This is a genomic window from Microcoleus sp. F4-D5 (assembly GCF_036704885.1).
GTDB lineage: Bacteria > Cyanobacteriota > Cyanobacteriia > Cyanobacteriales > Microcoleaceae > Microcoleus.
Window position 1 is genome coordinate 25,852 of sequence record NZ_JAUBSX010000024.1, and the last position, 20,697, is coordinate 46,548.

Annotated in this window: 15 protein-coding genes; 12 read left to right on the top strand and 3 right to left on the bottom strand. The window is 43.6% G+C overall.

Annotated features, from left to right (window positions below; all coding sequences use genetic code 11):
- Window positions 1-147: 147 nt before the first annotated feature.
- From QUA80_RS13615 to QUA80_RS13625, 3 genes are all read left to right on the top strand, one after another.
- Complete coding sequence (locus tag QUA80_RS13615; RefSeq protein WP_333425257.1) at window positions 148-1,443, top strand: TldD/PmbA family protein; 1,296 nt, start codon at window positions 148-150, stop codon at window positions 1,441-1,443.
- A gap of 129 nt (window positions 1,444-1,572) precedes the next feature.
- Window positions 1,573-2,529, top strand: coding sequence for a GDSL-type esterase/lipase family protein (locus tag QUA80_RS13620; RefSeq protein ID WP_333425259.1), 957 nt, complete (start codon window positions 1,573-1,575; stop codon window positions 2,527-2,529).
- 14 nt (window positions 2,530-2,543) lie between these two features.
- Complete coding sequence (locus QUA80_RS13625) at window positions 2,544-3,242, top strand: haloacid dehalogenase type II (RefSeq protein WP_333425261.1); 699 nt, start codon at window positions 2,544-2,546, stop codon at window positions 3,240-3,242.
- Between the two features lie 236 nt (window positions 3,243-3,478).
- On the opposite strand, the gene QUA80_RS13630 is transcribed toward QUA80_RS13625, so the two are convergent.
- A complete protein-coding gene (locus QUA80_RS13630; RefSeq protein WP_333425263.1) occupies window positions 3,479-5,251 on the bottom strand; it encodes a GmrSD restriction endonuclease domain-containing protein in 1,773 nt (590 codons plus the stop codon).
- Between the two features lie 361 nt (window positions 5,252-5,612).
- Entirely contained in the window at window positions 5,613-5,912 is a 300-nt protein-coding gene (locus QUA80_RS13635) for a DUF4058 family protein (protein WP_333425265.1), read from the bottom strand.
- 258 nt (window positions 5,913-6,170) lie between these two features.
- Between QUA80_RS13635 and QUA80_RS13640 the strand changes: the two genes are divergently transcribed.
- The 3 genes from QUA80_RS13640 (at window position 6,171) to QUA80_RS13650 (ending at window position 10,553) form a co-directional block, all read left to right on the top strand.
- On the top strand, window positions 6,171-8,984 hold the full coding sequence (locus QUA80_RS13640; RefSeq protein WP_333425267.1) for a chloride channel protein: 2,814 nt from the start codon (window positions 6,171-6,173) through the stop codon (window positions 8,982-8,984).
- A 202-nt stretch (window positions 8,985-9,186) separates the two neighbouring features.
- Window positions 9,187-10,308, top strand: a complete 1,122-nt coding sequence (locus QUA80_RS13645) for a glycosyltransferase family 4 protein (RefSeq protein ID WP_333425269.1) — start codon at window positions 9,187-9,189, stop codon at window positions 10,306-10,308.
- An 11-nt stretch (window positions 10,309-10,319) separates the two neighbouring features.
- A complete protein-coding gene (locus QUA80_RS13650) occupies window positions 10,320-10,553 on the top strand; it encodes a hypothetical protein (protein WP_333237650.1) in 234 nt (77 codons plus the stop codon).
- Window positions 10,554-10,672: 119 nt separating this feature from the next.
- Here the strand turns inward: QUA80_RS13650 and QUA80_RS13655 are convergent, their stop codons facing one another.
- Complete coding sequence (locus tag QUA80_RS13655; protein WP_333425270.1) at window positions 10,673-11,608, bottom strand: exopolyphosphatase; 936 nt, start codon at window positions 11,606-11,608, stop codon at window positions 10,673-10,675.
- 66 nt (window positions 11,609-11,674) lie between these two features.
- Between QUA80_RS13655 and bioF the strand changes: the two genes are divergently transcribed.
- From bioF to QUA80_RS13685, 6 genes are all read left to right on the top strand, one after another.
- A complete protein-coding gene (gene bioF / locus QUA80_RS13660; protein WP_333425272.1) occupies window positions 11,675-12,847 on the top strand; it encodes an 8-amino-7-oxononanoate synthase in 1,173 nt (390 codons plus the stop codon).
- 266 nt (window positions 12,848-13,113) lie between these two features.
- On the top strand, window positions 13,114-13,263 hold the full coding sequence (gene pirA / locus QUA80_RS13665) for an arginine synthesis PII-interacting regulator PirA (protein WP_172185012.1): 150 nt from the start codon (window positions 13,114-13,116) through the stop codon (window positions 13,261-13,263).
- A gap of 1,025 nt (window positions 13,264-14,288) precedes the next feature.
- Window positions 14,289-17,207: an ATP-binding protein gene (locus QUA80_RS13670; RefSeq protein ID WP_333425274.1), complete on the top strand. Its 2,919-nt coding sequence runs from the start codon at window positions 14,289-14,291 to the stop codon at window positions 17,205-17,207.
- A gap of 17 nt (window positions 17,208-17,224) precedes the next feature.
- On the top strand, window positions 17,225-17,596 hold the full coding sequence (locus QUA80_RS13675) for a response regulator (protein WP_333425276.1): 372 nt from the start codon (window positions 17,225-17,227) through the stop codon (window positions 17,594-17,596).
- Between the two features lie 86 nt (window positions 17,597-17,682).
- The gene (locus tag QUA80_RS13680; protein ID WP_333425278.1) at window positions 17,683-19,020 is read left to right on the top strand and encodes a response regulator; all 1,338 of its coding nucleotides are present in this window, start codon (window positions 17,683-17,685) and stop codon (window positions 19,018-19,020) included.
- Window positions 19,021-19,172: 152 nt separating this feature from the next.
- On the top strand, window positions 19,173-20,567 hold the full coding sequence (locus tag QUA80_RS13685; protein ID WP_333425280.1) for an ATP-binding protein: 1,395 nt from the start codon (window positions 19,173-19,175) through the stop codon (window positions 20,565-20,567).
- Window positions 20,568-20,697 lie beyond the last annotated feature (130 nt).

The window sequence follows — 20,697 nt, forward strand, 5'->3', positions numbered from 1 at the left end:
CTCGCCAATTACACCAGTTTCCCAAAAGAATCTAAGTGTAGCCCCGTGTTCCCAACCCATTTCCAATAAGTTATTGCCAATTCTTGAATCGAAAATCGAAAATCGAAAATCCAAAATTGAATCGCCCATTATCAACCACCGACAACAATGACCAATGACCAATCAGCAGAACAACTGCTAGAATTAGCCACCAAAGCAGGTGCAGAAGCTGCTGAGGTATTGGAATCGCAATCGCTCTCGCGGCCGGTCTTTTTTGAAGCAAACCGCCTCAAACAGCTAGAAACTGCCCAAGCAGAAGGCATTGCCCTGCGGCTGTGGCGGGACGGGCGGCCGGGTTTGGCGGTGGCCTACGGGCCCGTGGAACCGCAAATTTTGGTGGACAGGGCGATCGCGCTTTCGCAACTCAACGAACCGGAAACCATCGAACTCGGCACCGGTGAGAAAGTTGTTTATCCCGATCGCGGAGTGTCGGTGTCGGCAGAACAGCTAGTAAACTGGGGCAAAGAGGCGATCGCGATCGTCCGCGAAGCCTATCCCGAAAGCCTCTGCACCGCCGAACTCGACTGCGAAATCGAAAGCACCCGCTTGCTGAACACCAGAGGCTTGGATTCCAGTCACACCGACACCACCCTCAGCGGTTACTTGTCAGCAGAATTAGTGCGGGGAGAAGATTTCCTCAACATTTGGGAAGGCGAAACCGAACGCGGTACCCTCGACTTAAACACCAGTGCCAAGCGGGTTTTACAGCGTTTAGAATGGGCGAAAGATAATGTTGCTCCCGCCACGGGCCGCGTCCCGGTGCTGTTTACAGCCAAAGCAGCCGACTTGCTGTGGGGGACTGTGTGTGCGGCGTTGAACGGCAAACAGGTACTCGAAGGCGCTTCGCCTTGGAACGATCGATTAGGCCAACAAGTGACATCGCCGCTTGTCACCCTCTCGCAGCAGCCCGATATCGGGCCCTATAGCTGTCCCTTTGATGACGAAGGTACTCCCACTCGGGCGATCGTCTTTATCAACAGCGGAGTGTTGCAGCTATTTTATACCGATCGCACCACCGGTCGAGCCTTGGGCAGCGGCACCACCGGCAACGGATTTCGCCCGGGTTTGGGCAGCTATCCCACGCCGAGTTTGTTCAATGTTTTGATTAAACCAGGTTCGCTTTCGCTAATCGATTTAATCGCTCAATTAGACGACGGAATTATAGTCGATCAAATGCTCGGCGGCAGTGCTGGAATTTCCGGCGATTTTTCAATAAACGTCGATCTCGGCTACCGAGTCAAAAAGGGTCAAATAGTCGGCAGAATCAAAGATACAATGGTAGCCGGCAACGTCTACAATGTCCTCAAACAATTAGTAGAATTGGGAGGAGACTCCGAGTGGAATGGTTCTTGCCACACACCCTCTGTAATTGTAGAGGGATTGTCCGTCATCGGCAAGAGTTAAAGTCAGTTGGCAGTTGTTAGTTGTCAGTTGTCATCAATCATCAGTCAACAGTCAACAGCCAACAGTCAACAATTCCCTATTCCCCATTCCCCCATTCCCCATTCCCCATTCCCCATTCCCACACATAATATGCGTATTTGTTTTATCGGCGATTCTTTTGTAAACGGTACTTGCGATCCAAAATGTCTCGGTTGGACGGGACGGATTTGCGCTGCCGCTTGCGGAAAAGGACACGATATTACCTACTACAATTTAGGAATAAGGGGAGAAACCAGTACCGATATAGAAACTCGCTGGTTCAGCGAAGTTTATTGCCGCTTACCTCACTACAGCGACGGCAGAATAGTATTTTCCTTTGGGGTCAACGACACTTACCTAGAAAACGAAAAAATTCGCATAGAAATTGAGAAATCAATGGAAAATGCCCGCTCTATTCTCACCTCAGCTCAAAAAACATTTCCAGTCTTAATGGTAGGGCCACCGCCAGTTATCGATGCCGATCGCACAAGCCGGATTGCCAACTTATCCGAACTCTTTTCCCAAGTTTGCAGCGAATTAGACGTGCCTTATCTAGATGTTTGCACGCCGCTGCAAACATCCGAAATTTGGCAAAAAGAACTTACCGAAAACGATGGCACCCATCCCCGCGCTGCCGGTTACGCTGAATTGGCTAAAATAGTTCACAATTGGAGCGGTTGGAAAGCGTGGTTTCAAAATATCAATATATCAGAGCAAGAAACAGTAACGCTGTTCCGAGCAGTCGGAAAAAAAGAAATGGAACTGATTAAAGAAAGCGATTTTATGGAATTTCCCCCGCGCTTATCTTTTCAGCCTACTTTTTATCCCGTGCTTCAAAAAGCCTATGCCATACAAATCGCGCGAGATTGGAATACAAAAGATGCAGCATCGGGATATTTCGGCTATGTTACCTGCTTTCGGGTGGCGGCAGAATTTTTGAAAAAATATCCCGTACAAACTGTGGGCAGTTCGAGTCACCAAGAATATTGGATTCCTGCAGAAGAATTGGCTCAATTCAATCAAAACATTGTCGGAAAAATTGAAATTTTTGCTGAATATCAACCTTAAACTAGGAGCGAAGTATGCTTGAATTCAATCAATTTGAAGTTGTGAGCTTTGACTGCTACGGTACTCTGATAGATTGGGAAAGTGGGATATTGTCCGCCTTGAAACAATTGCTGTCAAATCGGGAAATTGATTTCAGCGATGACGGCATTTTAGAGCTTTTTGCTGAATTTGAATCCGAACTAGAAAACCCAAATCATCCTTATATAAGATATAGGGAAATATTGCAAGAAATAGTGAAAAAATTAGGTCAAGAATTTGATTTTGCACCGACAGAAACAGAAATAAATTGTTTGGTTGATTCCGTCAAAAATTGGGAACCATTTCCCGATACCGTTGCAGCCTTGGAAGCACTCAAGCAGAAATATAAACTGGCAGTAATTTCTAATATTGACGATGACTTGTTTGCTGGTACTGCCAAACGCTTAAAAGTTGAACTCGACTGGTTGATTACTGCCGAACAAGTGCGATCGTACAAACCGTCAACTCGCAACTTTGAAATAGCCCTAGAAACAATGGGAATTTCTGCTGACAAACTCCTGCACGTTGCTCAGAGCATCTATCACGACATTGTACCGGCCGCATCAATGGGAATCTCAACAGTTTGGGTAAATCGGCGACACGACAAAACAGGATCTGGGGCAACAATGCCGGCTAGCAGCAAGCCAGATTTAGAAGTCCCCGATTTAAAAACATTGGTGGAAATTATAGGGTAAAAAAATCGCAGATTAACGCAGATTTATAGAATTCATTTGCGTTAATCTGCGTGCATCTGCGGTTAAAAAATCCATCCAATCCTAAATGAAAGTGAAATTATGTGCTGCAAACTGAGATAAAATTCTATGATTGCATAAATTTGCTCTATTTTCCACCAACTCAGTACCGCGGAGATTGCCGTTAACAGAGTCGAAGAAGTTGGAAATTTCGATGTCGTTAGCTGGAGGAGGAAGCCTTATAAAAAATTTCGGAACAACTCCGGATATCCTGGGGGTGTTACTTCTTCGACGTTGGCACCAATCCGTTGATAGTACCTATTGTCATAAATTACAGGAGTTGAACCTCCTTGAATAGAGAATATAACTACAGCTTTTTGATAATAATTTATCAATCTGATATTTTTACCAATGCGATCTTTTACAGATTGCTCAATGGGTTGAGACTGTACTTGTTGTATCAGCCATCTAAAGAAATTATCCAGATTTCCTTGAAGTCTGACAGATTCGTGTTCTATTCCAGTAATCCAAAAATTTCGATATTCTCTACTTTGAATACGGTATAAGTTTTCTACCCTCTTGGCAGTGGCTTCAGTATCTGCAACCCCAACACATACATAACCCATCGCTTTAGGCGAATGATTAGCCATAGCAGTAAGAGTTTTTATTATCTTATCGAAGCTATCTCGATCGAAATCTCCTCTTCCATCTAGCTTCGTAAAACCTTGCTTAAAATCATAAAGAGTTTGCTCAATTTTAGACTGTGTGAGTAACGTTTCAAACTCGGTCAACCAACTATCAGTAGCAGGATCTATTTTTTCTCTAACTTTAAAGGTATTTCTGATAATACCTTTCACAGCAGATATATTGGTAGTCTTGCTAGTAGCACTCCAGTTACCACCTCTAGTAATCTTGATGTACTGTCCTATATTCCTCAATTTACTAATGAGTTCTGGGGAATTTATAACTTCCATATTTTCCACAAACATTAGTTCATAAAAACTCAAAAAAATTACTTGAAAATAACGCGGAAGACTTTGAATATTTTGTTCAAATATCAATTCACTGAACTTACATTCCGACTCTTGCAATACTTTGCGAATCTGGTCATATACCTTGACAAAGCGTTTTCTGATTGTATCGGAATTGACTTTCTGAAGGGATCTTTCTATTTCCTCTTGCTTAGAGCTTTCCTTTAAACCATAAAACTCGTCTAGCACATCAGAACTGCTTCTCGGCACCTCTGGGTATAATGCCATATATGCAACAATATCAGCTACTATCTCTTCATCCTTAGATTCTCTTACCATTTCCTTAGTTAAAATATTATTTTCAATCCAGAAAATGCTATCAACTTTTATGCCATATTCTAGTTGTTTATTGGTAATACTTATAGTTTTCATGTCGTTGAGAAGCAGTATATCTGAAGCGGAGGTATCAGTTCTTATTTCACTTGATATCTTTCGGACTAGATCGGGATAGTAAGCTGTTGCTCCGGATGCTCTAAGTTCTTGCCTCGATAGATATTTACCATTTGAGTTAATCCTTCTAAATACCTCATCAATTTTTTCCTCATCATCAAAGGAGTAAACTGAAAGAGGTAACACATAACTTGCAATCACTTCACAGGATTTCCTGTCGAGAATAGGTGTTTGCTGAAACAGTCTCTCTTGATCTAGACGAGATTTTGACTCTACCATTGTCGCTAAGTCAAAAAACTTGTCCTCATAGTCAAACTCCCCTTCTATGAAAGAAGTAATTGCGTTTAATCTTTGCATACCATCTATAATTTCAAAGACGGCATTTTTTTCTCTTTCAACCTCAGCTAGCAATATTATAGGTACTGGAAACCCTCTTAAAATAGAATCAATAAATGTTCTTTTTTCTTCAATCGCCCAAACAAGTTTTCTCTGATATCTTCTATTTACGTAAAAAAGGTTATTTATATAAAAATTGTAAATTCGCTGAATAGTTTCACTTCGGATTGACAGCTCTTTTTGAACAGAAGACACGGTTTTTCGGGGCGATCGATTAGACATACTTGGAAAAATCTCCTAATTATTTATTTAATCGGTTTCATATTAGCAAGAGAGGCGCTCGCCAGCAACCAGACCACATCAATCGGATGCAATTCGTAAGCTCCTCAATTATATCATTTATGGTGGATGCTTAAACCAGAGGCGAACGAGCACTTACTTTGGAGGGCTGGTCTTGTCTTTGGGTCCGGAATTGTTCCTGCGATCGCTCGACCCTCCCCAACTGTACAATGAGCAGCAAGGTGGGTCATGCTAGCTTTCTCTATCTCTACGATAACGAAAATTTGCGATCGCACTCCTTGTCGCTGTCCTACAATTTTATCAATGACTGCACCCATTAAAAATCACTATCGTCCAGGGCTGGCACAGGCTGCACTAAATAATCAATCGCAAAGTCTACAGTTGCCTCCTCGTAAACCTGTTTCAAGACCTTAGATAGATTCGCCACAGGCTCTTGATCTCCTGACTGCAAAGGAAACAAGAATTGGGGAATCGATTCTCGCATATTAAACGGGTAGAGTTCAGCTTCGAGACCGAGATTAGCCCGACTAACCAAAATCCGGTAGTCCGATGGCGCATGACAAATGTCATGGTTTGCAGTTTCGGGATCGAGTTCAACAACTAGGAAGGCGATCAATTTTGAAAACCAGTAATATTATAGTTGCCTAAATAAACATAAATCCTGTAGAGACAAAGAGGGTTAGTTAAATTTCTATATAGGACGGACGCAGAACATCTAAACCTCCCAAGATATTCTATACACCTTACTCCATATGTAACGTCTTAACTATTTTTTTTTCTAAGTCCCGAGCGAGTTATTGTTTTTGGTGCGTTTGTCCATTTTTTTTGCTAAAGTGCGATCGAGCAGACAGTTCTCAGGCTATCTACGCTATTTATGCCGTACATAACTATCCCTAAACAACTTAGGGAACCTTCCAGGGTCATCAAATCTCAATTGTTTTTACGACCGAAACGCCTCGCTATTTTTGAAGCTTGTCTGATCGGCTTAGTCGCCGGACTCGCAGGCGTTTTGCTAAAATTAGGAGTGGGGTGGCTCGGCAGTTGGCGAGTTGCTACCTCGACAATAATTCCAGCTTGGATCTTACTGCCGGGGGTGGGTTTATGCGGTGGGTTGCTAACAGGTTTTTTGGTTGAACGTTTGGCTCCCGAAACTGCCGGCAGCGGCATTCCTCACGTCAAAGCTGCACTCGGCGGAGTCAATCTTTCCTTAGATTTGCGAGTAGCTGTCGCCAAACTTCTGACCACTATTTTAGCAGTTGGTTCCGGTTTCACTTTAGGAAGGCAAGGCCCGACTGTGCAAATAGGAGCATCTTTAGCAGGCTGGATCGGTCACTTGATGCCAACTTCCCCAGACTACCGCCGACAATTGATTGCTTGCGGTGCTGCTGCGGGATTGGCTGCGGGTTTCAATGCTCCCATTGCAGGAGTTTTGTTTGTAGTTGAAGAACTGCTGTACGACGTTTCGGGATTGACTTTAGGGACTGCGATTATCGCTTCATTTATCGGTGCAGTTGTCTCGCAGCTTTTGGGCGGCGATAGTTTAAGTTTGAACCTTCGCGCCTACCAAACCAGTTTTGATGCTCAGGAAATCCCATTTTACATTCTGTTAGGAGTTTTAGCGGGATGGCTGGGAGCTTTGTTCACCAAAGGGATTATGGCTAGCTTGCAATTTAACAGGCGATCGCTCAAATTAGCTTTGCCTGCGCGAATGGCTCTAGCTGGCATAATCTGCGGTTCAGTAATAGCTTTTCTCCCAGAAACTTTCCGCAACAATACGGGTTTGCGGGAGTTTCTGCTGACCGGTGAAGCAAGCGGGATAACCAGTTTAATTGCTTTTGTTGCTCACTTTTTTCTGACAATTATTTCCGCTGCTTCTGGAGCTCCGGGAGGATTGTTTTCCCCTGCCCTAGTTCTCGGTTCTGCACTCGGTCACATGGTAGGCATTGTCCAGGCAGATTCCCTGGGCATTGGTTTGCCCGTAACTTATGCTTTGGCGGGAATGGGAGCGTTTTTTTGCGCGGTTTCTAGGGCGCCGATTACTGCGGTAGTAATTGTGTTTGAAATTACGGCGGATTTCAAATTAGTGCTGCCTTTGATGATCTGTTCTGTAGTGGCTTATTTAGTCGCAGAAAAGGTAGAAAGTGGCTCGCTGTACACTCGCCTTTTGGAGTTTAACGGCATTCAACTGACAAAGGCAAAAGCTGCGAGCAATACTTTGAGCGACTTGCACGCAGATGACGTGATGCAGCGCCGCGTTGAAACTCTTTCCAGTCTGCTGACTTTCGATGAAGTGATGCAGGCTTTTTCGCGATCGCACCACCGAGGATTTCCAGTAGTTGAAGATGGCAAATTAGTCGGAATTGTCAGTCAAACCGATTTGGCAAATGCCAGCGATCGCAATTTGTCCGGCAACTCGCTGCTCAAAGAATTTATGACTGCACAGCCGATCGCAGTCAAAGCAAGCGATACTTTAAGCGAGGTTTTGTACAGGCTCAACAACTACAATATCAGCCGCTTGCCGGTCGTAGAAGGCCGCCATTTGGTGGGAATTATTACCCGCAGCGACATTATCCGAGTTGAATCCGATCGCCTCAGCGGAGAAACAACCCAGGGCCCGCATCCAGAACCTTCCTATGTTGTCTATCAAACCAGAGCTCCGCAAGTCGGAAACGGCCGCTTATTAGTGCCGCTTTCAAATCCCCAAACAGCACCCGCTTTGCTGCGGCTGGCTGCGGCGATCGCGCGCGATCGCAATTACGAATTAGAATGCCTGCAAATCATCTTAGTACCGCGCAACAGTTCCCCCTCAGAAACCGCAGTGCGGACAACCAAAAGCCGCCGCCTGCTGCAACAAGCCGAACGAATTATTCGCAATTTGAACTTGCCGGTACACACCCAAATACGGGTAGCTCACGACGTGCCTAACGCAATTTTAGAGACAATTAAGGAGCGACATATCGATTTAATTTTGATGGGCTGGCAAGGCGAAACATCCACCACCGGACGCATTTTTGGTGATGTGGTCGATACTGTAATTAGGCAAGCAGGCTGCGAGGTTATTTTAGTTAAATGGAGCGAAAAAATATTAGTAACCCGCAAGAAAAATGAGTTTTCGGCTACTTTTAGCGGGCGGAAATATGCGTCTGTAGAATGGCAGTTAAATGCCGAAGGAGTTGACGGCGCAGACAATTCGACATTGGCGAGATCCTCAGATTCCTCAGCGACTCCTGAGACTGAATTTTCCCCGCCGAATGCTGACATTCCAGCCCCAGAATTGGGACTGCACACGCTGATGGGTTTGCACCGCTGGTTGGTGCCAATTCGGGGCGGTTACAAGCAAGCTGCAGCTTTGCGGCTGCTACCTGCTTTGGTGGCTGCGAGTGCTGTACCGGAGATTAAATTGTGTCAGGTTCACCAGCCTTCTGGTGCAGAACCCGATCGCCGCGAATTAAAGCAAGCAGCGGAGTTTATCAAGCGGCGGGTTAGCTGTTCGATAATAGCGACTTCGGTTTGCGCTAAATCGGTTTCTGATGCTTTAATTGATTTGGCTCAGAACGATCGGTGCGATGCGATCGTCCTGGGAGCGAGCCGCGAAGGGCTGCTGAAGCAGGTGATTCACGGGAATATCCCGGAAGCTGTGGCGCGCGGGTGCGACTGTACAGTCATTTTAGTGCGATCGGCAAATTAGTCATTAATTAGTTGTTATTGGTTACTTGTTACTTATTATTGGTTACTTGTTACTTGTTATTTGTTGGTATTTTAGTCTTCTAGTCTTGTTCCCAGGCTCTGCCTGAGAATAAATACCCGGAGGCTCTGCCTCCAATAACCAATAACCAATCACTAATAACTCATAAGTAATAACCAATAACTCATAAGTATGGTTCACTAATATGGTTCACTTTAACGTAGGATTTCAAAACTTCAACTCTTTTGCTGACATTACCCTGTCCCTGGCAAAAACTTTAGACCAAATGGGAATTCCTATTTCTGTCGAACCCTCACAAATTGCCTCTCACCTCACCCGCAATTCCACCCCAGAAGAAAACCACCTGCTAGAGAAGTGGATGAACACCGCACCATCAGAATTATTTCAGATCAAATGGTCTCATTACTGGAAACCTTTTTTTTTAAAAGAACTCAACGGTCATCTCAACTTAGAACTTTTTGCGATCAATTACGAATTCGCCCAAAACACAGATGATTATGATTACTGGATTTACGATGCTGTCAATAACTTATCTCACAAAATAGCCGTCAGCCAATATTCTAAAAACGTTTTAATAAAAGCTGGATGTCCGGCGGCAAAAGTATCAGTCATGCCTCTAGGTTTCAATCCTTTAATCTCGCAACTCTATTTTTCCAGACCCCCAAAAAACCCAAAAGATGTAAAACATATTCTGCACATGACCAATTCTTTTGATTTGTATAGATTTGGCACGGATCTTGCCATTCAAGCTTTTTTTGAAGAGTTTAAAGATGATTCCAACGTAGAGTTAATCATCAAAGATGGCGGCAAAAATCCTCAAGTTATAGTCGAACATATCGTAAATATAGAAAAAAATTTCGGCACGTTAAAGTCAAAAATTCTGATCGTCCCTAAATTTTGCAATAAAGCAGAACTGGCCGATTTATACTTATCAGCCGATGCCTTTTTAGCTCCCTTTCGCGGCGAGGGTTTTGCGATTAAAATTTTGGATGCCTTTGCTGCGGGTTTACCCGTCGCTATGACTATGTACGGCGGCCCGACTGAGTACGCCAATGCTGATAACTGCTATCCCATTGCTTACGAGCTAATTCCCGTAGGAAAGTGTTACGATACTCAATATCTAAAAATCAGAAATGCTCCTCACTGGGCAGAACCAAATGTTCAGTCTGTTCGCGAACAGTTGCGAAAAATTGTTGAAGACCCGATGCGTTTTCAGGTAGCTCAAAAAGCTAGAGAAACGGCGGATTTATTTAATTGGGAAGCTGCGGCTCAAAAATTGCTAAGATTAATGCGAGAGTTGTTTTAGGAGCGGAAATTATGGGACTCGAACGCAAAATGTTTAGGGGAATGTTTTCCCCAGGGGAAGTGGTACAATTGAAACAGCCTTGTTTTACTCCCGGGCGATTGTTTGAGCCAGGAAAATATAACGCTGATGAGTTGCCAGATGTCGCTTTTGATATGGGTTTGGTAGACCATTTGCCGCCAGTCAAAGGCAAGAGTTCAGAAACTCTCAACGCCCAGAACCCCCCATCTCAAAACCTTAAGGACTAAACTCCCATTTGCACTAAGGACTTCTGTCTTAAAAATCCCAGTTTGCACGAAGGACTTCAGTCCTGAAAATTCAAATAATCAAAGACTCAAGTCCTGACTGCAAAAAAGATTAAGCCAATTTAACCATTTTGCTCTATCTGGGCAATTAACTCTTTCAAAACTTTACTAGCTCGATCGTTCTCAATCTGACAAGTTCCGGCATTTTGGTGTCCGCCTCCGCCATATCTTAACATTAACTCCCCAATATTAGTTTTAGAAGTTTTGTTAAAGATTGACTTCCCAACTGCAAAAACAGTATTTTGTTGTTTCAGTCCCCAAAGTGCGTGAATTGATATATTGCACTCGGGGAACAAAGCGTAAATTACAAAACGATTCCCCGCATAAATAACCTCTTCGTTGCGCAAATCCAAAACAACTAAATTATTATAAACTTGGGAGCAGCGCTGTATTTGATCTTTAAATTTTTCTTCTTGCTCGAAGTAGAGGTCTACTCTTTCTTTCACATCGGGAAGCTGCAAGATTTGATCGATGGTATGATTTTTGCAGTAATCGATTAACTGCATCATTAACTGATAATTGGAAACCGTAAATTCTTTAAACCTTCCCAAGCCAGTTCTGGCGTCCATTATGAAGTTTAACAGCACCCATTCTTCTGGATGCAGAACTTCTTCTTTGGTAAATTGAGCGGAATCAGATTTGTCAACTGCATCCATCATCGCGTCGGAAATATCAGGAAACTTTGCTTTGCCTCCATAATATTTGTACAGCACCCTAGCTGCGGAAGCTGCATAGGGGTCGATGATGTGGTTGATTTTAATTTTCTCGTGTCTGAGAGTTTCGCTGAAATGGTGATCGAAAGCTAGATGAATTCCCTCAACATAGGGTAAATTGGTACTAATATCGTTATTTGTTATTTCGATTTTTCCATCCTGCATATCTTTAGGATGCACGAATTTTATCTCGTCGATCATATCGAGTTCTTTGAGCAAAACCGCACAGACCAGACCGTCAAAATCGCTGCGGGTGACTAATCGGTACTTTTTAGTGAGTGGCATATGCTTCTGTGATAGGGAGGAACTGACCACCAGCTAATATAACTTATTACTCGATCGCTTTCCAATATGAACACAAACCCTTACGGTTGGATAGACAAGGCCCTCGACACAGTTCGCCGCGCCCATTGGTATCGATCGCCGCAATCGATCGAAAGTTGCCCCGGGCCTGTGGTAAAGTTAGCAGACCACTGGTCGATTAACTTTGCCAGCAACGATTATCTGGGACTTGCCGGCGATGACAGGTTAATTCAAGCTGCTATAACTGCAACTAAGGAATTTGGTACGGGTGCGACGGGTTCGAGGTTGCTAAGCGGACACCGCGATTTGCACCGACAGCTAGAACTGGCTATTGCTAATTTAAAACAAACTGAAGATGCTTTAGTATTCAGTTCGGGATATTTGGCAAATTTAGGAGCGATCGCATCCGTTGTCGGCAAGCGCGATTTGATATTATCTGACAAGTACAACCATTCGAGCCTGAAAAACGGAGCCGCACTCAGCGGTGCAACTGCCCTAGAATACACTCACTGCAATCTTGAAGATTTAAAGGCCAAGCTAGAGCAAAATCGGGCGAGATACCGCAAGTGTTTAATTATTACCGATAGCGTCTTTAGCATGGATGGGGACTTGTGTCCGCTGCCGCAGTTGTTAGCTTTGGCCGGACAATTTAACTGTATGGTATTAGTAGATGAAGCTCACGCTACAGGAGTTTTCGGTGCTAGCGGTGCCGGTTGTGCAGAACATTTCGGGTGTACGGGAACACCGCTGATTCAAGTGGGGACACTCAGCAAAGCTTTGGGAAGTTTGGGCGGCTACGTTGCGGGCTCTGCTGCTTTAATTGATTTTCTCCGCAATCGAGCTGCCAGTTGGATTTATACTACAGCATTGACGCCTGCTGACGCGGCGGCGGCTTTGGAAGCTGTGAGAATTGTCCGGCAAGAACCAGAACGCCGACTTCGGTTGCGACAAAATATCGAAACTTTCAAATATTGCGCGATTACCAATCACCAATTACCAATCAGCAATTCCCTCTCCCCAATTTTCACTCTTCCGTTAAAAGATGCAGCCTCCGCTTTAACAGCGGGCAGCAAACTCAAGGAGAGAGGTATTTTTGCTGCGGCGATTCGGCCTCCGACTGTCAGCGCGAGTCGGATTCGGATTTCGCTGATGGCAACTCACGAGTTCGCACACCTTCAGCATTTGGTAGAGGCGCTGGAGGAAGTTTTGAGTTTTGACTAAATGTTGGGTGCGCAGTCCTGCCTTACCCTTTGAGTAAATTTTGGCAGATAGGGAGAATTTCTACTTCAGGCTTCAGCCTTCTGCAGCTCTAGCCTTCAGCCTTTTTTTGTCAAGATATCGCTATTGACTTATGGCCAATACTGTACAGTAGTTTGGTCGATCGGTCAATAACTGTAAATTTTTTGTAAATTTAGATACTTTTTTAAATTTAGCGCTATATTAGAGAAGTAGCAGGTACACCAAATTTAATATAAGGAACGTCCACCATGAACACAAATCGTCAAAACGTAAAAAAAGTCGCAGAAACCCACCGCGCTAACATTCACAAGCAACTGATGCACCGCATAGAAGTAGCGAGATCCAGTGGCAACCAAGATTTGGTTCGGGTGCTTGAAGAGGAAATGAGACAGCTTTAAAAAAGCTGCAACGATAATTTGTCCGTAGTTTGGTTTAGAGGGTTGTGCGAGAAATGCAGAATTCCGGCAACCGCTACCTGTTAAGTTTTAACTCCTCTCTTAGTTGGTAGGAAAAACCCCGGTTTCTTGAAGAAACCGGGGTTTTTTATTGAGAAGAAAGAAAAAAGAAGCAAGAGGGAACATTCCCGGACACCCAAACTCGATCCGTAGGGTGCGCCTCGGTCTACAGAGACTCTACAAATAGCGCAGCGAACCATTTTTTGCGTAAGTTATTAAGTCAGAAGGAAGAGGGAAGAAGGGAGAACAGGAACTATACTGCATTGCTTCTATGTTTACACTATCTGTAGTTGTAAACTGCGCCGAGGCGCACCTGACTAATAACTACAGGACTTACGCCACTGGCACATGGTGAGGGTGCGATCGTACCCATCACTTTAACCTGTCCGGATCGCTCGCAAGTTGACAGTCGCGACTAACGACCAAACTCAATAAGCACGAATGACGTACACTCATGTGTGTGCTGTTCGTTAGAAAATTGAGCAATTTCTTAGGGAACTAAAGCAATTAACCGGGAGAAAATCTTGCCAGTACCTTCAAACTATAATTCAAACAAATCATATTGCTTGCCGCGAACTTGTGTGGGTTAGGCGCTCACAAGTTGAGCCGATAAAAACGGTAAAAAATAGATAGATAGAATTAAACACGGGCTGCTATTAAGTTATTTAATATCGTAAAAAAAGATAGAATTAAACACAGGCTGCTATCGAGTTATTTAATGCAGCAAATAAAACTTCCCGTTCGATGTTTATTGTCTAATTTTTTAGTGGTGGTACACCGAGCTGTGACAGTTGCGTAATTCCTGGTAATATTGAAGACGGATTGAGATAGATTTTCATGGTTTACTAGGAAAGACAGCTTTCCCAAAATTTAAGACTAGCAAAAATGCTTAACGGAAAAAGTTAAAAGCTATCAAGCTGAACATCAGGGTTGCGACAGCAAAATCCCCAAAATAATAGGTAAAACTGATGGCGACAGACATCCGACACCAGCCGGAAAACGGCTACGACTCAGAACCTACTCAGCCTACCCTAAGAAAAAATCTGAACAGGCGATCGCCCATGCGCCTCCAGAGAAGCCTGAGTTCTATTGAAACCTGGGGCTTTGGCATGAGCGGTCATATCGCATGGGTAACGATTGCACCACCAATGTACGCGGCTCTGGGCCCAAATGCAATTTTCGTCTGGCTGCCCGCCGTAGTGTTAGGAGTGATCCTGAACCTACAAGTGAAACGCTTAGGGGAACATTGGCCAGAGATGTCAGGGGGAACGCCGAACTATATCACCAGGCTACTGAGGAACAATCCCTTGCTGGGTAGCTATGCGGCATTTGGTTACTTCCTGAGTTGGGTAGTATATCCATCAGTGAATGCGATCGTCATCACAGACCTCATCCAAGCTAACCTGGAACCGTTGGGGATTCCCTGTCCAAGAACAATTCTCATAGTTGGATTCACACTGATCGCTTATATTGTGGCGTTTAGCGGCACTCGGGCCTTGGGAATACTGCACGCATTTTTCGTTTTCCCAGCAATTGGATTCTTACTGGTGTTTGGCATTCAAGGTATGGGATGGTTAGCTTTCTCTCCAGAGAGTCCCGGACTTTTCCCCAGCAGTTGGCCGACCTTAACCTTTGTGGACTGGGCTAAGTGGTTGTGCTTCGGGATCTACGCTACTTGCGCCTGCGAAACAGCTTCCTCCTTTGTCGCCGACAGCCGTCGTCCCAGTGAAACTTTGCGGTTTCTAAACTTAGCTGCGGGGCTAATTGTGCCCATATTTCTAGCCAACTCCTGGGTACTAATGCGCTTAGCCACCGCTGAAGGACTGGGGGAAGACTCGTTTAAGAATTTATTAGCAGCCGCCGTACCATTTTGGGGTCTGTCAGCTTCATTAATCGTGACACTGTTGTTGGCTTCAAGCTGTTTTCTAGCTTGCGCCACTGCGGTTTCTAACTCTCCCCGAATTTTGTACCAACTCGCTCTTGATGGATATGTTGCACCTGTTTTTGCGATCGTTTCCCGACGAGGTGTTCTGCAACCGGGCTTGATATTTTGCGTTTTAATTAATTTGATCGGTTTACTTTGGATAGATATAACTCGGCTATTGGTGATTGGTTGTGTTGCCTTCATCGTAATGTTGATGTCACTCTATCTCGGACTTTGGCTGCGGCGAGGAGATCCACAAGTGCGATGGCCTTGGTTGGCATTAGGCTTCTTGATTTTTGATGGTGTGGTGTTGCTGGTTGGAGGCTTAGCTTGGAGTCGGGAAGATGTGCTGATTGGGTTGCTGTTTCCTGTGGTTGTTTTCGTAGTGGATGCGGCTATCCGCCGCATTCCCTTTGCACCGTTTCATCCAGAGTGGTGGATTCAGCGTTATCGGCAACAGCGCAAAAGCTTGATACCAGATTTTGTGGCGTTTCAGGTTGTAGTCGCGATTTTACTGATTTGTAGCGCCGTTACCGTTGGCTGGTTGTTCGGTATCCCCTTAGAGCCTAACTCAAGTCTTGCCTCTAATCTTTTGGTAGTGCTAGTCTTGAGTATCACGTTTGTCGGGGTAGCCGTTGCCTGTTGGACGAGCATATCCCAGGTTGTCTTAATGGACGAGGCACGAGAGGGAGCACAACAGCTTTTTACCATTGCCCTAGATGCGATCGTAGTGCTGGATGAAAAAGGTGTAATTCGCCAGACTAATCCCGCTGCTGAAAGCGTCTTCGGAATAGATATTACTAGGCTAATTGGGTCTTACCTGAACAAATTACTACCCGGATTAGCGGCTCAGCCAGAAGAGTGGCTCAGTCGCAGCGAACAAACTCTCAAGTTGTCCAATGGAGACTCGCGCATCCTTGAAGTTGCCATCTCCGACCGATTCTCTCAAGAAGCTTCCCTTTCCAATCAGGATCTGCAAGAATATGTGGCGATCGTCCGCGATATCACCGATCGCAAACAAGCCCAAGAAGCACTGCAAAAAGCTAATGAGGAACTAGAAATCAAAGTCGAGGAGCGAACATCTGAACTCACCCATACTGTGGAACAATTGCAGAATGAAATTGAAGAGCGCCTGCGGATAGAAGAAAATCTCAGAGCTATGCAAAATCAGATTGTTGTCCAAGAAAAACTAGCTTCTCTGGGCAGTTTAACAGCAGGCATTGCCCACGAAATCAGAAACCCGTTAAACTTTGTCAACAACTTCTCAGAACTTTCTGCTGAATTAACCGAAGAACTGTTTGAAAAAATTGAAAATCAAGCAGAACTTTTAGATCCCGAAACCAGTGAAGATATTGCCGAGCTATTAACCGATCTCACCGCTAATCTTAAAAAAATCAATCAACACGGTCAAAGAGCAGACAAAATCGTTGGCAATATGCTTTTGCATTCTAGGGGACAAAGCGGTCACTGGGAAGCTACAGATATAAATAGTTTATTAGCCGAATATATCAATCTAGCCTATCACGGGATGCGAGCGAAGGAAGCTAATTTTAACATTACCATACAAACCGACTATGACAATGACATTGGCGAAGTAGAGGTCGTGCCACAAGACATCGGCAGGGTTTTTCTTAACATTATTAGCAATGCTTGCTATGCAGTCTATAAAAAGCAGCAAGAAACGGGAGAAGAATTTTCACCGCTGCTTGACGTTAGAACTCGAAATCTTGGTGATGCGATAGAAATCCGCATTCGCGATAATGGCTCAGGTATAAAACCAGAGGTACTAGATAAAATTTTCAATCCCTTTTTTACTACAAAGCCACCTGCTGAAGGTACTGGTCTAGGTCTTTCTATCAGTCACGATGTTGTCGTCCAGCAACATCGAGGAGAACTAAAAGTCGAAACCGCAGTAGGAAATTACACAGAATTTATCATCATATTGCCGAAAAAAATAGTCTGACTTAAGGAGTTAAAAAAATGAAAGTAATGGTTGTAGACGACGAGGAAGATATCCAGTCACTGTTCAAGCAGAAATTTAGGAAAGAAATCAAAGCAGGGCAAATTGACTTTCATTTTTCCCTATCAGCAGAGGCAGCTTTGAACTACTTAGAAAACCAGGAAAAAGCGTCTGTTGTCTTAATTTTATCGGATATTAATATGCCAGGAATGAATGGGCTAGAACTGCTCAAGATTCTCAAAGAAAAGTTTCCAGCTCTCAAAGTCTTTATGATTACTGCTTATGGAGATGAGAGAAATTACCAAACTGCAATAGCTTATGGAGCTGATGACTATATTACTAAGCCTGTTAATTTTGATAGGCTCAAAAATAAAATAATCAACTTGGAGTAAAGTCACACTAAAACATATTTGGTAATTGGTACCTTTCCATCCTCTTCTTCTGCATTCAGGGTTCTACTAGCAACTGAGAGACTAATATGTCAGCAAAAATACTTTTTGTAGATGACGAAGAAACATTAGAATATCTAATTTCCCAGGTATTTAGAAAAAATATCCGCACCGAAGGATGGCAGATTTTTTTTGCTAGTAATGGTGTAGAAGCGCTGGAAAAATTGAAAGAACATCCGGATATGGATCTAGTATTGACCGACCTTAATATGCCTGAAATGGATGGCCTGACTTTACTATCTAGACTTAATCAAATAGACCTACCCCTGAAAACAATAGTTATATCAGCCTATGGCGACATGGAAAATATCAGAAATGCCATGAACTTAGGTGCCTTTGACTTTCTAACCAAGCCGATAGATTTGGAGGATTTAAAGATTACCATCAACAAAACGCTGCGCGACGTGCAACACTTAAAAGAAAACCAGCGGTTGCGGGAATCAGAAGCTCGCGCTAGAGAACAAGCTCAGGATTTACAACAAGGTCTGCAAGAGCTAAAAAAGACCCAAGCTCAACTAATTCAGACCGCAAAAATGTCTTCTTTGGGTCAACTGGTTGCGGGAATTGCTCATGAAATTAACAACCCTGCTAACTTTATCTATGGCAATATTAGCCACGTCAGCGATTATATCCAAAAACTACTGAAGCTGCTAAATCTCTATCAGCAGCAGTACAACCCACCCAGTTCTGAGATTGAAGCTGAAATCAAAGCCATAGATTTAGAATTTATGATAGCAGATTTATCCCAAATTCTGGCTTCGATGAAATGTGGTGTTGACCGTATTCACAAGATTGTTTTGTCTTTACGCAACTTTTCGAGGCTGGATGAAGCTAACATAAAGTCTGTTGATATTCACGAAGGGATCAAAAGCAGCCTCCTGATTTTGGATAATCGACTTCAAGCAACGAAAGCGCGTCCAGAAATTCAAGTGTTTGAGGAGTACGGCAATCTGCCTTTAGTGGAATGCTATGCTGGAGAACTCAACCAGGTATTTATTAACATTTTTTATAATGCGATTGATGCTTTGAATGAGTACAATAAACAACAGTCACTAGATGACATCTTCGCTCGCCAACTCGCCATTACTATTCGTACTGTTCTGCTAGAGGAAAACTCCCGTGTCGTCATTCAAATTCGGGACAATGGGCGGGGAATGACCGCAGACGTGAAAGACCGCATTTATGAACCTTTTTTTACTACTAAGCCTGTAGGTCTGGGTACTGGTTTGGGTCTCTATATCAGCTACCAAATTATAGTGGAGAAGCATGGGGGCGCATTGAAGTGTTTTTCCGAGGTGGGCGAGGGAGCGGAGTTCTGGATTGAAATTCCAATCAGACAAACTAAGGCTGAACTTGAGTTGAGCTAATAAATCGGCCTCTACCTAACGAGATAGCCTATTACAGCCGTCCGGTTTGCAATTGTATAAATCAGCCTTTTCATTACTCCTGCCATAATCTATAATAAAACTTAAAGTATATAAATATTATTCTGCTAAGTTAATTAATCAAAGGGGAAAAAATGTCGTATACAACCGAAAGGGTTCGCAATAGGCCAGCTAAAATATTATTTGTGGATGACGAACCAGATTTAGAATCTTTAATTGCCCAAAAACTTAGAAAAAAGATCCGCACAGGAGAATACGAAGTTTTTTTTGCACGTAATGGCGTAGAAGCGCTTTCAAAGTTGCGAGAGGAGCCGGATATAGATATTGTACTGACAGATATTAATATGCCAGTCATGGATGGTATGGCTTTGCTAGCGAAACTTAACGAGCTAGTTAGTATGGTCAAAACAGTAGTTATATCTGCTTATGGCGACTTGGGCAATATTAGAAAGGCGATGAACGGTGGGGCCTTTGATTTTTTGACTAAGCCTATAGATTTTCAGGATTTAGAAATTACTATTAACAAAACTTTGTCCCACGTGCAACAGTTAAAGGAAAACGAGCGCTCCCGCCAAGAAAGAGAGGAGAAATTGCGGCAATCGGAAGTGCGAGAGCGAGAAAAAGCTATCCAACTAGAAGTCGCAATGCAAAATTTACAGCGCACCCAAGCTCAGCTTATTCAGACAGAGAAAATGTCTAGCTTAGGACAGTTAGTTGCTGGTGTTGCCCACGAAATTAATAATCCTGTTAATTTTATTTATGGCAATTTAACTTATGTCAATGAATACAGTCAGAAGCTATTGGATTTAATCAACCTTTACGAACAGTACGATGCCCACAATCACCCTGAAATCGAAGATTTAATTAAAAACATAGAGCTAGAATTTATCAGAGAAGATCTGCCTAAAATGCTATCTTCGATGAAACTAGGGGCTGAACGTATCCGTCAGATTGTGCTGACGTTGCGGAACTTCTCCCGCCTTGACGAAGCTGACATGAAACCCGTTAATATTCACGACGGCATAGACAGCAGTATAGTCATTTTGCAGAGTCGGCTAAAGCCTAAGCCGGATTGTCCACCTATTCAAATTATTAAAGAATACGGAGATTTGCCGAAAATAGAATGTTATGTGGGTCAGTTGAATCAGGTATTTATGAATTTGCTGAGCAATGCAATTGATGCCTTGAATTACTATGACAAAAAACGCAGCATGGAGCAAATAAAAAACGACCCTAGTACGATTACGATTCATACTTCTATACTGAATCACGATTGGGTAAGAATCAGTGTGAAAGACAATGGGCTGGGGATAACCAGCGAGGTAAGAACCCATCTATTTAGTCCTTTCTTCACAACTAAACCTGTGGGTCAAGGCACTGGTTTGGGATTATCTATTAGCTATCAGATTGTGGTGGAGAAGCACGGCGGAGATTTGAAGTGTTTATCACACCCAACACAGCGGGGTGCAGAATTTGTGATTGAGATTCCCATTAGGCAGAATAATCGGGTAGAGATGAAGGCGAGTTAAGGGGAATTAAACAAAAAATCAGGGGAAAGTGCGGTAAAGTCTATAATCGCGATCGCACTTTCCCAATTTCTCTGTAATGTCTGAAGTCTTCCAAACACCGAACGACCTAGCTAAAGCCCTCGGTAGTAGA